This is a genomic window from Burkholderia sp. E168m15 (assembly GCF_016586105.1).
GTDB lineage: Bacteria > Pseudomonadota > Gammaproteobacteria > Burkholderiales > Burkholderiaceae > Burkholderia > Burkholderia orbicola.
Genome location: NZ_BCPO01000193.1, coordinates 1 through 12,328 on the forward strand (window position 1 = coordinate 1; position 12,328 = coordinate 12,328).

Annotated in this window: 11 protein-coding genes; all 11 read right to left on the reverse strand. The window is 71.4% G+C overall.

Going from position 1 to position 12,328, the window contains the following annotated elements; translation table 11 throughout:
• Nucleotides 1–113: 113 nt before the first annotated feature.
• Genes JMF86_RS30620 through JMF86_RS30670 form a run of 11 tightly spaced genes read right to left on the reverse strand, consistent with a single transcriptional unit; the run spans nucleotide 114 to nucleotide 12,325 of the window.
• Nucleotides 114–1,187 carry a TauD/TfdA family dioxygenase gene (locus JMF86_RS30620; protein WP_124548446.1) on the reverse strand — a complete coding sequence of 358 codons (1,074 nt, stop codon included), beginning with the start codon at nucleotides 1,185–1,187 and terminating at the stop codon, nucleotides 114–116.
• Nucleotides 1,188–1,190: 3 nt separating this feature from the next.
• Nucleotides 1,191–1,853 (reverse strand): class I SAM-dependent methyltransferase, encoded by a 663-nt coding sequence (locus JMF86_RS30625; protein WP_054928600.1) that lies wholly within the window; start codon nucleotides 1,851–1,853, stop codon nucleotides 1,191–1,193.
• Between the two features lie 29 nt (nucleotides 1,854–1,882).
• Nucleotides 1,883–3,133: a citrate/2-methylcitrate synthase gene (locus JMF86_RS30630; RefSeq protein WP_054928601.1), complete on the reverse strand. Its 1,251-nt coding sequence runs from the start codon at nucleotides 3,131–3,133 to the stop codon at nucleotides 1,883–1,885.
• 1 nt (nucleotide 3,134) lies between these two features.
• Nucleotides 3,135–4,985 (reverse strand): acyl-CoA dehydrogenase, encoded by a 1,851-nt coding sequence (locus JMF86_RS30635; RefSeq protein ID WP_054928602.1) that lies wholly within the window; start codon nucleotides 4,983–4,985, stop codon nucleotides 3,135–3,137.
• Nucleotides 4,985–6,079, reverse strand: coding sequence for a hypothetical protein (locus tag JMF86_RS30640; protein WP_011549199.1), 1,095 nt, complete (start codon nucleotides 6,077–6,079; stop codon nucleotides 4,985–4,987). Before JMF86_RS30640 ends, JMF86_RS30635 begins: the two co-directional genes overlap by 1 nt.
• On the reverse strand, nucleotides 6,076–7,665 hold the full coding sequence (locus JMF86_RS30645; protein WP_054928603.1) for an acyl-CoA ligase (AMP-forming), exosortase A system-associated: 1,590 nt from the start codon (nucleotides 7,663–7,665) through the stop codon (nucleotides 6,076–6,078). Before JMF86_RS30645 ends, JMF86_RS30640 begins: the two co-directional genes overlap by 4 nt.
• 16 nt (nucleotides 7,666–7,681) lie before the next feature.
• The gene (locus JMF86_RS30650; protein ID WP_054928604.1) at nucleotides 7,682–8,857 is read right to left on the reverse strand and encodes a PLP-dependent decarboxylase; all 1,176 of its coding nucleotides are present in this window, start codon (nucleotides 8,855–8,857) and stop codon (nucleotides 7,682–7,684) included.
• The gene (locus tag JMF86_RS30655) at nucleotides 8,847–9,830 is read right to left on the reverse strand and encodes a 3-oxoacyl-ACP synthase (protein ID WP_012337010.1); all 984 of its coding nucleotides are present in this window, start codon (nucleotides 9,828–9,830) and stop codon (nucleotides 8,847–8,849) included. Before JMF86_RS30655 ends, JMF86_RS30650 begins: the two co-directional genes overlap by 11 nt.
• 3 nt (nucleotides 9,831–9,833) lie before the next feature.
• On the reverse strand, nucleotides 9,834–10,817 hold the full coding sequence (locus JMF86_RS30660; RefSeq protein ID WP_034176080.1) for a ferritin-like domain-containing protein: 984 nt from the start codon (nucleotides 10,815–10,817) through the stop codon (nucleotides 9,834–9,836).
• A 1-nt stretch (nucleotide 10,818) separates the two neighbouring features.
• Nucleotides 10,819–11,448: a hypothetical protein gene (locus JMF86_RS30665; RefSeq protein ID WP_054928605.1), complete on the reverse strand. Its 630-nt coding sequence runs from the start codon at nucleotides 11,446–11,448 to the stop codon at nucleotides 10,819–10,821.
• A gap of 1 nt (nucleotide 11,449) precedes the next feature.
• On the reverse strand, nucleotides 11,450–12,325 hold the full coding sequence (locus JMF86_RS30670; RefSeq protein WP_054928606.1) for a hypothetical protein: 876 nt from the start codon (nucleotides 12,323–12,325) through the stop codon (nucleotides 11,450–11,452).
• Nucleotides 12,326–12,328: the final 3 nt, after the last annotated feature.

Consider the following 12,328-nt stretch of genomic DNA (forward strand, 5'->3'; position numbering starts at 1 on the left):
ATGTGCGTCGGGCAGCGGCGGCGTGCCCGCGCGCCGCGGCCGGTCGAACGCGGCGGGCGGGGCGAACATCGCGCGCACGGACGCCAGAAACGAAACGCTCATCGTCGGCATCCTCAGTCGAACAGCATGACCTGCGTGTCGCGCGCGCCCCGGTACGGGTTGCGGCCGTGCGCGACCAGCATGTTGTCGACGACGAGCACGTCGCCGGCCTGCCACGGGAACGCGCATTCCTCGTCGTCGAGCGCGTCGTAGATCGCCACCAGATCGTCGAACGGCATCGGTGCGCCGTCGCCGTAGCGGATCTCGTACGGGAACGCGGCGCGCGCGCCGTACATGCGCTGCAGGTAGCGATAGCTGAGCTCGCCCATCGAGCGCGGGTTCGGGTGCTGCGCGCTCGCCTGGTTGAACCACACCGTCTCGCCGGTGCGCGGATGCGTGCGCAGCGCGCTGCCGACGTGCGATACGGTCACGCTGCCGTCGTCGAGCCAGCGGCAGCCGACGCCGCGCTCGGCGCACAGCCGCTCGACTTCGTCGCGCTCGGTCGTGCCGAATGCGTCGTCCCACGGCCGGTGGTACGCGGCGAACGGCAGGTTCGGGTTCGCGGCGAGACCATCCGCGCGGTCGCCCGGCGCCGCGAAATTGCGTAGGTACATCACGCCGCGTTCGGCGAACCGCGCGCGCAGCGCGGCCGGCACGCGCGCGGTCACGCGCCGCATGTCGCAGATCGGCGTCTCGCCGCCCGCGTCGGCCGGCTGCCGGCAGTAGAACGCGACGAGGCGCGGAAACGCGGGCATGTAGGCCATCTCCTGATGCAGCCCGATCCTGAACGGCGGCGGCATGCGGGTCGATTCATAGACCTGGCCGTCGATCTGCTTGCGTGGCGCGGCGCCGGCCGTATAGCCGTTCGCGTGCGCCGGATACAGCGCGCCGAGGCGGCCGAACGCGGCGGTGTCGGGCACCGCGAAGCCGCGCCACAGCAGCGCGCCGCATGCGTCGAGCAGCGTGTCGATCGTGTCGAGCCGCGAGCGGTACCATGCGACAAACATCTCCGGCGACGTCGCGAGTTCGGCGCTGCGCGGCGTCACGCACAGCGGCAGCGTCGCGCCGGGCGCGACCGGCGCGCAGTGCACGTCGTCGGCGCCGAGCCGCACGGCCGCATGCGCGGCGAGGAAGGCGAGATCGGTCATCGCTCAGGCCAGCGCCGGTTTCTTCAGCAGGATTTCGAAGCCGAGCGCGCCGAGCCCCATGCTCGGGCTGTAGATCGACGCGACTTCGGCCAGACCGGCCTCGGCGACGAGTGCATGCGCTTCGTCGAGCGTGATCTTTTCCTCGACGTGGGTCGGCGGATAGTCGGCAGCGGCGCGCATCTCGGTGAAGCGGTCGAGCAGGTGCTGCGGCGCGTCGCGGCGCATGTCGTGCACGAGCGCGATGCCGCCCGGCTCCAGCACGCGGTACATCTCGGTCAGGCTGAGCGCCTTGTCGGGCAGGTGGTGCAGCGTCGCGCGGCCGACCGCCATCGTCAGCGTGCCGTCGTCGAACGGCAGCGCGAGCGCGTCGCCGACGCGCATCTCGATCGTGTCGTCGAGCCCGAGTTCGTGGATGCGCGGGCGGCCTTCGTCGAGCATCGCCGGATCGAGGTCGATGCCGACGTAGCGCCAGCCGCGCATCGCCGGATCGGTCGCGAGCCGCACCGGCACGACGCCGGTGGCCGTGCCGATGTCGGCGAGCGTGCCGGCCGTCATCCCGCGCGCCAGCTGGCGGATGCGGCTGATGAACAGCAGGTCCCACGGTTCGAGCGTTTCGGTGGCGAAGCGATCGTAGTCGTTCGCCGGGCGCAGGTTCTTGAGCAGCATGACGTTCCTTGTGCGAAAAGGGTGAGGGTTCACAGCCAGCCGACCGGCACGGCGGCCAGCAGCCGTCGCGCGGTCGCGCTGTTGACGCCGAACGCCGGGCGGCGGCGCCGTTCCACCGCATGCGCGGCCATCGCCGCGATGCGCGCGCCGAGCCCGATGCCGACGCCCCACGACGGCGCGGCGACACCGAGTTCGAGCAGCGTCGCGGCGGTCAGGAAATCGATGTTCGGCCGCAGCGCGCGGCGCGCGTCGGCCTGCGCGCAGCACGCGTCGAACAACGTCACGTACGCGCCGTCGAAGCCGCTCGCCGCGAACCGGCCGCGCATGTGCGGCGGACGCGGATCGGCGACGAACAGCGGATGGCCGAAGCCGTACAGCGTGCGTTTCGCGTCGAGCGCCGCATCGATCGCCGCGCGGCCTGCCGCATCGAGCGCGGCGGCCGGCGCGTCGGTGCCGCCCGGTATCGACCGCGCGAGCGCGGCGAGCCACTGCATCGCTTCGAGTGCCGCGCCGACGTGCGACGGCCCGCTCGCGAGGAAGCCGGACGCGATCGCCTGCGTCAGCGTGACGCCGGTGCCGATCGCGACGCGTGGCGCGAGCACGGTCGGCGTGATGTAGCCGAAGCCGGCGTGCCACGCGACGAGCAGCATGTCCATCGCCGCTTGCGCCGGCGCATCGCCGCGCGTCGCGCCGGTCAGCACGAGCATGCGTTGCGCTTGCGTCTGCGCTGCATCGAGCGCCGTGCCGCCGCGGGCGGGTGTGCCGGCCGCGAACGGCCGACCCTCGATCGCCGCATGCAGCAGGAATGGCGCGGCGGCCGCGCACAGCAGCATCGTGTCGAGATCGGCATCGTCGGGCGCCGGGCCGCGCGCGCGGTCGGTCACGTCGTCCAGGCCGCGCAGCAGGCCGGACGCGGCCGCGAACACCGGCGCGACGCCCGCCGCGCCGAGGTCGGCGGCGACCGACTGGGCGACCGAGCCCGGCGCCAGTGCATCGGCGAACGCCGCGAGCCGCGCGGCGATCGTCGCCTCGTGCGCGCGATGGTCGGTGCTGCCCGGCGCGACGTCGAACCACAGATGCGCGAGCGCGCCTTCGAACGTCGTCGCGCCGATCAGCGCGTTCAGGTCGAGATCGCGCACCCGCAGCGCTTCGGGGTCGAGCGTCGCGCCGTCGATATCGGTGCCGCGATGGCGCGTCGTCGGTCGGCCGAGCAGGTTGCGCGGCGCAGCGCCGGTCGCGGTCGTGGTGGCGGAGATGCTGGAGTCGAGTGTCGTGTCCATGTCATTCCACCGCGGCGAGTTCGTCGCTGCTGACGCTGATCGCCGCGTGCGCCATCGCGGCGATCACGGCCGCGTGCTGATCGACGACGGGCAGCACGTTCGCGAAGTAGTAGCGCGCGCTCTTCAGCTTGCCGCGATAGAACGCCAGCTCGGCCGGCGCGTCGGCGGTGTCCGGCGCATCGAGCCGGCGCGCGGCGATCGTCGCCGATTCGAGCAGCACCCACGCCGACGTGACCACGCCGAACATCTCCAGAAAGCGCGTGTAGAACTGGCTGCTGCGATGCGTGTGGCCGTCCTGCACGTCGCGGGCGATGTCGTCGAGCGCGGCGGCGATCCGGTCGGCGCCCACGCGCAACGCATCGAACAGCGGCCGCAGTTCCGCATGCGTGCCGGCGTGATGCTGCTGCGCGAGGAACGCGTCGAGTTCGTCGCGGTAGTACTGGATCAGCCGCGAATGGCGGCCGAAGCCGAGCTTGTCGCGCACGAGATCCTGCGCCTGGATGTAGTTCGTGCCTTCCCAGATCGACAGGATCTTCACGTCGCGCGCGTTCTGCTCGACCGGGCTCGCGTCGGTATAGCCGAGCCCGCCATGCACCTGGATCGCCGTTTCGCAGATGCGCCACGCCTGGTCGGAGATGAACGCCTTGCAGATCGGCGTCAGCAGCAATTGCAGCTTGCGATGGCGCTCGATCTCGGCCGGGTCGGCGTCGGGCGTGGCTTCGAGCATCGCCGCGCGCGTCGCGGTCGCCGCGAGCTTGCCGAGCAGGCCGCGGCAGCCGTCGACGCGGCTTTTCATGTCGACCAGCATGCGCTGCACGTCCGCGTGCTCGACGATCGCGACGCGCGCGGCGTGGGTGTTCGATGCGCGCTCGATCGGCCGGCCCTGCAGCCGGCGGCCCGCATACTCGACCGCGTGCAGGTATGCGCTCGACGCGACGCCGACGCCGAACATCCCGGTGCTCATGCGCGCCTGGTTCATCAGCGGCATCAGCTGCAGCAGGCCGACGTTGCGCCGGCCGCCGAGCAGCCAGCCTTTCGTCGTGCCGTTCGAACTGAACACGAGATGCGTGTTCGCGCAGCCCTTGAGCCCCATCTTGCGCGGCAGGCCGATGCAGTCGACGTGGTTCGGCTGCAGCTCGCCGGTTTCCTCGTCGGGCCAGAAGCGCGGCACGACGAGGCACGACAGCGAGAACGAATCCGGCGACGCGGTATCGATGCGGCCGAGCACGAAATACAGCGTGTTTTCCGTCAGTTCGTGCATGCCGGCCGAGATGTACACCTTCTCGCCGTCGATCGCGTAGATATCACGTTCGAGCGGCGTCGCGCGCAGCGCCACGGCGGTCAGGTCGGTGCCGGCCTGCGGTTCGGTCGCGCAGAAGCACGCGTCCCAGCGGTACGCTTCGAGCGGTGCGATCAGCGCCTTCTGGTGCGGCGTGCCGTGCATCTGCAGCAGCTTGACCGCGGGGCGCGTGAAGCCGCCGTAGGTCATGAACGACGGGTTCGCGCCCATGAACATCTCGTAGATCATCTGCGTGACGATCGGCGGCAGCCCGTGCGCGGTGCCGAACAGCGTGTTCGACCATTCGTCGCGAAAGCGCGCCCACAGCGCGTGGAAATGCGAAGGAATTCGTACCTGACCGTCGTCGAGCAGCGTGCAGCCCTCGACGTCGGCCTGCTGGTAGCTGCGCCCGAGGTCGAGCGCGAAATCGCGTGCGCGTTCGAGCAGTGCATCGATCGACGCGCGATCGTGCGTGCCGTACAGGCCGTGTTCCGCCAGGAACCGCTTGTCGGCCTCGAACAGTTCCCACAGAAAGAAGCGCAGTTCGCGCAGGCTTACCTTGTATGCGCTCATCATGCGTCTCCTTCGATATCGAGTGCGGCGTCGAGGCCGCCGGCCAGGTCGACCACGGCGGCGGCCGCCGCGCCATGCAGCGCCGCGTCCCACACGAGCACCGTGCGGCGCTCGCCTTCGTCGAGCGCGCCCGCGAGCCGGATCAGCGCGGCGGCCGATTCGGCCGACGACAGATGGCCCGAGCCGTCGTGCTGGATGCGCGCGGCGACCGGAATCGACGCGGCGTCGGCCACGCGCGCCGCGAAGCCGGGATCGAATCCGGGCGGCACGCACCAGTCGATCTGGTTCGCGCGCAAGTTGGCCTGTTCGAGCGCGCGGCGGATCGCGCGGGCGGCGACCGGCGCGAGCGTGTCGCGCAGCGCGGTTGGCGCATCGGCCCACGGGTCCGTGATCGATGGCCCGAATTCGAGCGCGACGGACCGTACGCCGCCCCACGCCGCAGGTTCCGGCGCCGGGCCCGCGCGCGACACGAGCAGCGCGGCGGCCGCGTCGCCGTAGCCGACCAGGTCGCCGAACTGGCGGAAGAACGGGTAGAGCCACTTGTCGCTGAGGATCACGAGCGCCTGGTCGCCTTCGTCGAGCAGCAGCCCGTCGAGCAGCATCAGCGCCGAATACCAGCCGAGCGTGCCGTTCTGGCCGAGCGCGAACGGCGTCACGCGCTGCAGCCCGAGTTCGTACTGCATGCGGCCGACGACCGAGTCGCCGATCCCTTCGTTGAGCGCGCAACTGGCGACGATCACGTGCGTCGTGCGGGCCAGCGCGCCGGAGCCGAGCTGGTCGCGCAGGTCGAGCGCCGCGTCGGCGGCCAGATCGGCGAGGCTGCGCCCGGGCGGTGCGACGCGCAGCGCGGGCCGGCCGCCCGGCGCGAGGCGCGTGCCTTCGTCGGGCGTCAGCGCGCCCATGCCGCGCGGCCGCGCAAAGCGCGCCTGCGGCAGCAGCAGGTGCCGGTAGCCGGGGTGGCGCTCCTGCGCCTGGATTGCGCTGAACACGACGGCGGGCGGCAGCACCACGACACCGCCGGACAATGCGAGCGTGCCGGGCGCGGCGACGCGCGGCGCGCCGACACAGGTTTCATCGAGCGTCGACAGGCTCATGCTGCGGTCTCCTCGAGGTTCGGGCGCGCGAACGCGTCGCGATACTGCGCTTTCAATGCGGGTCGGTCGATCTTGCCGTTCGGGTTGCGCGGCAACGTCGGCAGCGGCTCGACGACGAGCGGGTTCATGTAGGTGGGCAACGCGTCGCGGCATGCGCGGGCGATGTCGGCGCGGCACGCGTCGGCGTCGAGCGTCGACACGACGCACGCGGCGATCGCTTCACCGAGCGCCGGGTGCGGGACGCTGAATACCGCGGCCTCGCGGATGTGCGGCAGCGCGAACAGCACGTCCTCGACCTCGGTCGGGCTCACGCGATAGCCGGAGGTCTTGATCATGTCGTCGCCGCGCGCGACGAAGTACAGGTAACCGTCCGCGTCGCGCCGCACGATGTCGCCCGACCACACGGCGACGTCCGGGCGCGGAATCTCGCCGTGCCGGCGCGGCAGCGGACGAAAGCGCTGCGCGGTCAGCTCGGGCCGGTTCCAGTAGCCGAGCGTGACGAACGCGCCGCGGTGCACGAGCTCGCCGGGTTCGTCGGCCGCGCATTCGCTGCCGTCGGCGCGCAGCACGAGGATCTCCGCGTTCGGCACGGCCTTGCCGATCGACGTCGGGCGCAGCGCCGCGTCGGCCGGCGCCAGGTAGGTCGAGCGGAACGCCTCGGTCAGCCCGTACATCAGGTACGGCGAAGCCTGCGTGAACAGCGCCTGCAGGCGGTGCAGCAGCGGCGTCGCGAGATGGCCGCCGGTGTTCGCGAAGCGGCGGAGCCGCGTGCGTGCGGTGTCGCTCCAGCCGGCCGACGCGATCTGCATCCACAGCGGCGGCACGCCGGTGATCGACGTCACGCCGAACGCGTCGCAATGGCGCGGCACCTCGGCCGGCTGCAGGAAGTCGAGCGGCGTGTAGCACGCGCCGGACGCCAGCGCGGTCGTGAGCTGGCTCAGGCCCGCGTCGAAGCTGAGCGGCAGCACGCCGAGCACGACGTCGTCTTCGGCGAGCTGCTGATACGCGGCGACGCTGAACGCACCCGACACCAGGTTGCGATGCGACACGACGACGCCCTTCGGCTTGCCGGTCGAGCCGGACGTATAGAGCAGCGCAGCCGGATCGTCGTCGACCGGGCGGCCGGCGGGGGCCGCTGCCGATGCTGATGCCGGCGTATCGGTGCCCGGCGAGTCGATCGCATCGGCCAGTTCCTCGATCAGCAGCGTGCGCGCGCCGACGAGCGCGGCGAGCGCCGGCAGGCGCTTGAGCCGCTGCGCGCCGGTCACGAACAGCGCGGCGCCGCTGTCGGCGACGATGTGTTCGATCTGCGCTTCCTTCAACTGCGGATTGACCGGTACGAAGATCGCGCCGAGTGCGTTGGCCGCGAGCATCGCGACCACGGTTTCGACGCGCTTCGGCGCGTAGATCGCGACGCGTTCGCCGGGCCGCACGCCGCGCGCCGCGAGTACGGCGGCGGCGCGCCGGACCGCGCGGGCGAGCTGATCGTAAGTCAGGGTGCCGTCGCCGTCGGCATACGCCGGATGATGCGGCCAGCGCTCGGCGCCGTGTTCGAGCAGGTCGGCGATGCTGATCAATGCGTTCATGATCGGCTCCTCGGGTTTAGGCCGGCCGCACGTACACGTGCGCGGCTTCGTGGGACAGGAAATGCGCCATCGAGTACGTGCGGTGATACGCGCCGCAGCGTTCGAACACCGCGATGTCGCCGACCTGCGGCGGCGCGCCCGCGTCGTCGCGGCCGATCACGTCCGCGCGGCTGCAGGTGCTGCCGACGTAGAGCGTCGGCACGCCGCGCGGCGGCGGCGCGGGCGTGCGGCGCACGAGCGACGGCGCGGCCAGACGGCGCATCACCGATTCGGTCTGCGCGAGCAGGAACGCATGCGACAGGCCGCCGTCGCAGACGGCGATCGTGCGGTCCTGCCATGTCTTCACCGCGACGACGCGCGTCGCGAACACGCCCGCATCGGCGAAGATCGCGCGGCCCGATTCGTGCGCGAGCGAATAGGGGCCGGCCAGCGGCGCGAGCGCGGCGGCATAGCGGTCGAACGCGGCATCGCCCGGGTGATCGTCGGCAAAACCGCCGCCGAGGCTCAACGAACCGAGCGGCGCGCCGTTGGCGGGTGCGAGATCGCGGGCCAGCGCGGCGAGCAATTCGGGCAACACGAGCGTGTCGGGCTGCGTCGGGTCCTGGCGGATGAACGAATGCGGGCCGGAGAAGACGTGCAACCCGGCCACCGGCAGGCCGGCAGCCGCGAGCGTGCGCACCGCGTCGTGCGCCTCGTTCGGCGTCATCCCGAAGTGGTCGTGCCACGGTGCGCGCGCCTGTTCACCCGCCAGCGCGCCGGCATTCACGCGCAGCAGCACCGCGCCCGGCGTGCTGCCGCCGGCCGCCGCTTCGCGGGCGAGCGGCACGAAGCGCGCGACCGCGTCCGGGTTGTCGAGCACGAAATGGCAGCGCGACGCGAGCCCCGCCCGCATGAACATCTCGTCCATCGACGGATTGTTCAGGTAGCGCGGCGTCTTGATCCGGCCGATCACCGCGTCGAGTTCGCCGCGGCTCGCGAGTTCGACGCCGTCGTCGTACGCATGCGCGCAGCGCGCGAGCATGTCCTGGTTCGGGTTCGCCTTCAGCGACACGATCAGCCGCGTGCCGAGCCGCGCCTTCAGCGACCGGTAGCGGGCGATCGCGATCTCGGGCTCGTACACGTAGCACGGCGTGCGCAGATCGGTGATCCACGCGTGATCGGCGGTGGCGGGAAGCGGGCGCTCAGGCGTCATGGCGGCCCACCGGATGGAGCGTGGCGGCCGCATACGCGCCGCAGTTCGACTGCATCACGCCGAGCACGCGCCGGCCATGCGCGAGCGCATCGAGCCCGACGTCGGCCAGGTTGATCGGAAAATCCGAACAGCACGCGTGGCCGCGCGCATGGATGTTGTCCGCGTAGAGCCGCTCGGCGGGCACGCGCATCGCGCGGCACAGCGCGTTCCAGCCGGGCAGGTCGGCGTTGTGCGGCAGCACGAGGTCGTACGCGTCGAGCGCATGCGGCTCGAGCGCGACGGCCGCGTCGATCGCGCGGCGCGTGTACGGCCACTCCATCATGATCAGGTCGGCCTCGTTCGCGGCGACCGTGTCCGACCCGCGATGCCATTTCGCGTGCGTCTCGATCGCGATGCCGCCGAGCCGGTTCTTCGTGCTGTTGCGCGCGATCAGCATCGCGGCCGCGCCGTCGCACTGCACGCCGGTCATCTGCCGCATCCGGTAATCCTCGCCGTACACGCGGTCGGACGACACGACGAGCGCCGCGTCGAGCTGCGGATGGCGGCGCATCAGCGCGCGAACCGTCTCGATGCCGGCCGCGACCGACACGCAGTTCAGTTGCGCGACGGAGCCGAGCCACAGCGGCTCGATGCCGAATTGCGCGGCCACTTCGTGCGGCAGGCTGCGCGGCGCGGGCGGCACGCTGAACTGCTGCGTGTGGACGTGCACGATCGCGCCGACGTCGGACGGATGCACGCGCGCGGTGTCGAGCAGCCGGCCGACCGCCGCGATCGCGAGATCGGTCTCGCTCGTGTCGAGCGCCATGTGGAAATAGCGGCTGCCCGACTGCGCGATCGCGGCCGCCCGCTGAGCCGGATAGTCGCGTTCGGCGGCCCAGGCCTCGATATCGACGGGCGGGCCCGGCAGCTCGTACGCCACCGCGTCGATGCCGATCCAGAAATCGCGTGACGCTTGGGAGGAGGTCGTCGTCATGGTTCAGTTGAGCGGCATCGCCGCGTAGTCGAGGACGTCGAGCTTTTCGAAGGTCGCCTGCACGGTCGGCGTGAGCAGCCCCATCTCGCGGATCGTCGGCACCAGGCGCCGGAAGATCGAGCGGCGGATCGAGCTCGACACCGGCGATTCGCGCACCATTGCGCTGCATTCGCGCTTGGACAGCCCCATCGGTTCCCAGATGTCGTCCGCGCACAGGTGCTCGTACAGCACGGCCGCGCCTTCGCAGATGAACTCCTCGCGCTCGCGCAGTTCGTGCGAGCTCATCTCCGCATACACGCGGCACAGCGTGATCCGGCCGACCGCGAAGTGGCGTGCTTCGTCGCGCTGGATTCGCAGGAACAGGTCCTTGATGAACGGATCGGTGCTGTACGCGACGACGCTCTGGAAGATCGACAGCGCGATGCCCTCGACCAGCACCTGCATCCCGAGGTTCGTCATGTCGAGCGCGCTGCTCGTGATCGTGTCGTGCAGCAGCCCCTTCAGCGAGCGGCTCATCGGGTAGCTGACGTCGAGCTTTTCGTTGACGAGCTTCGCGTACGCCTCGACGTGGCGCGCTTCGTCCATCATCTGCGCGGCCGCGCACAGCCGCGCGCTCAGGCCGTCCTCGGCCGACGCGAGCTTCGACGCGCAGATCAGCGCGGCCTGCTCGCCGTGCAGGATCTGCGACAGCAGCCAGCCCTGCGCGTGATGGCGCACCTCGCGCTTGTCGGCGTCCGCGAGCTTGCCCCACAGCTCGGTGCCGTAGATCAGCAGCGTCGGGTCGGGCATGCCGAGCGGGTTCGCCGGGTCGAGGTCGTGGCTCCAGTCGACGTCGGTCGCGACGTCCCACTGCGCGGCCTTCGCCTTCTCGTACAGCCGGTTCAGCGCCTCTTCGCGCAGTGCGTAGTCGTTCGACATCAGCGCGTCGACGGGCATCGACCAGCGGATATCGGCCGTGTCCTGCATCACGGTAAGCGTGTCATTCATGTCAGGGTCTCCCCGGCCGCGCGGCGGCGCCGGAATGATGGGCGGAATCGGTAAACGGGGCGGCGGCGCGCGACGCGCCCGGGTGCGGTTCGAGACGGATCGCGAACGACGGCCACGCGCCGCGCAGTTGCGCGTCGAACGCATCGGCGAGCCGCGCGGGCCAGATCGCGCAGCACACGCGGTTGTCGCCGGCGAATTCCGCATCGCGCAGGATGCGGTCGCCGATCCACACGACCGGCGCGCCGCGCGATGCGTCGCGCAATGCTTCGTCGTACAGGTGCACGCCGAGCAGCACGTGCGGGGCAAGCAGTTCGGCCGGCAGCGCGCCGAAGTACGGTGCGCACACCTCGATGAACAGGCGGGCATCCGGATGCACGGCGTCGCGAATCCGCGCGGTGACTTCCGCGAGGAATGCGAAATACTGGACATGGTCGAGCAGCACGCGGCGCTCGCCGCCGGCCACGTCGGACGTATTGCCCGCGTCGTACGCATCGCCGGCCGCTTCCGCGAGCGCGGCGCGTGCATAGTCGGCCGGCGTGTCGAGCGGCATCCGGTACGCGCTGGCCGCGACCGCCACGGGCTGTCGCGCGTCGCGCTCGATCCGGTAGGTGAAGTGAACGGGTCGCACCATGTCACGCCTCGCCGTCGAGAGAAAACGTCGCGTCCGGCGCGAACGCGACGTCGGCGATCGCGTAATAGCCGTTCAGCGCGAGCGAGCAGACGGCCGCGCGGCGCGGCGTGTCGCCGTCGCGGTGCGCGAGCAGCACCGACAGCCACGGGTCGCTGCCGAACGCATGACCGAACACGCCGTGGCCGTCCGGCAGCAGCGGCGTCTTGCCGACCGACGCGAGCAGCGCGCGGCGCGACGTGGCCGGAAAGAACGGCAGCGCCGCGTGCAGGCCGGGGCGCGCCGCGCAGAACGTGCGGATGTCGCGGCCGAGCCGCACGACCGCGCTGGCCGGCGGCGCGGCGTCCGCGATGACCGACTGCGCCGGTTCGCGGCCGACGTCGACGAGCAGCGTGCAGACGCCGAAGCCCGAGCGCCCCCAGGCGGGATTGCCGTGCCAGTACGTGTAGCCGTGCACGTCGACGTCGACGATCTGCAGCAGCAGCGTGCGCGGCCCGGTTTCCGCCGCGGTCGCGAGCGCGCGGCGCAGCACGTAGCCCCAGCCCGCGCATTCGTACGAGCAGGTCATCCAGTCGGGCGTGTAGTCGTTCGCGCCGGCAAGGGCCTGCGCGAACACGCGATGCTGCGGCGAATCGTTCATCAGCAGCATCGACAGGATCGTCGAGCTGACCACGTAGTCGTCCGCGCCGATCGCACCGCACAGCCGCTCGCGTTCGGCGCACGCGAGCGTGCCGATCGCGCGGGCCGTATCGTCGAGCGGCACGGCCGCGCCGTCGCGCGACGGCGCGACGCGCCGGTACGCGAGCGCCTGCACGGTCAGCGCGGTCGCCGGGGCCGGCTGGACGGCGGCGGCCGCCACGGGGGCAAGGGGCGCGAGCATCGC

Excerpts from the sequence above, each read along its gene's own strand:
- JMF86_RS30620 (WP_124548446.1), bottom strand. The coding sequence starts at position 1,187 with ATGACCGATCTCGCCTTCCTCGCCGCGCATGCGGCCGTGCGGCTCGGC.
- JMF86_RS30625 (WP_054928600.1), bottom strand. The coding sequence starts at position 1,853 with ATGCTGCTCAAGAACCTGCGCCCGGCGAACGACTACGATCGCTTCGCC.
- JMF86_RS30630 (WP_054928601.1), bottom strand. The coding sequence starts at position 3,133 with ATGGACACGACACTCGACTCCAGCATCTCCGCCACCACGACCGCGACC.
- JMF86_RS30635 (WP_054928602.1), bottom strand. The coding sequence starts at position 4,985 with ATGAGCGCATACAAGGTAAGCCTGCGCGAACTGCGCTTCTTTCTGTGG.
- JMF86_RS30640 (WP_011549199.1), bottom strand. The coding sequence starts at position 6,079 with ATGAGCCTGTCGACGCTCGATGAAACCTGTGTCGGCGCGCCGCGCGTC.
- JMF86_RS30645 (WP_054928603.1), bottom strand. The coding sequence starts at position 7,665 with ATGAACGCATTGATCAGCATCGCCGACCTGCTCGAACACGGCGCCGAG.
- JMF86_RS30650 (WP_054928604.1), bottom strand. The coding sequence starts at position 8,857 with ATGACGCCTGAGCGCCCGCTTCCCGCCACCGCCGATCACGCGTGGATC.
- JMF86_RS30655 (WP_012337010.1), bottom strand. The coding sequence starts at position 9,830 with ATGACGACGACCTCCTCCCAAGCGTCACGCGATTTCTGGATCGGCATC.
- JMF86_RS30660 (WP_034176080.1), bottom strand. The coding sequence starts at position 10,817 with ATGAATGACACGCTTACCGTGATGCAGGACACGGCCGATATCCGCTGG.
- JMF86_RS30665 (WP_054928605.1), bottom strand. The coding sequence starts at position 11,448 with ATGGTGCGACCCGTTCACTTCACCTACCGGATCGAGCGCGACGCGCGA.
- JMF86_RS30670 (WP_054928606.1), bottom strand. The coding sequence starts at position 12,325 with ATGCTCGCGCCCCTTGCCCCCGTGGCGGCCGCCGCCGTCCAGCCGGCC.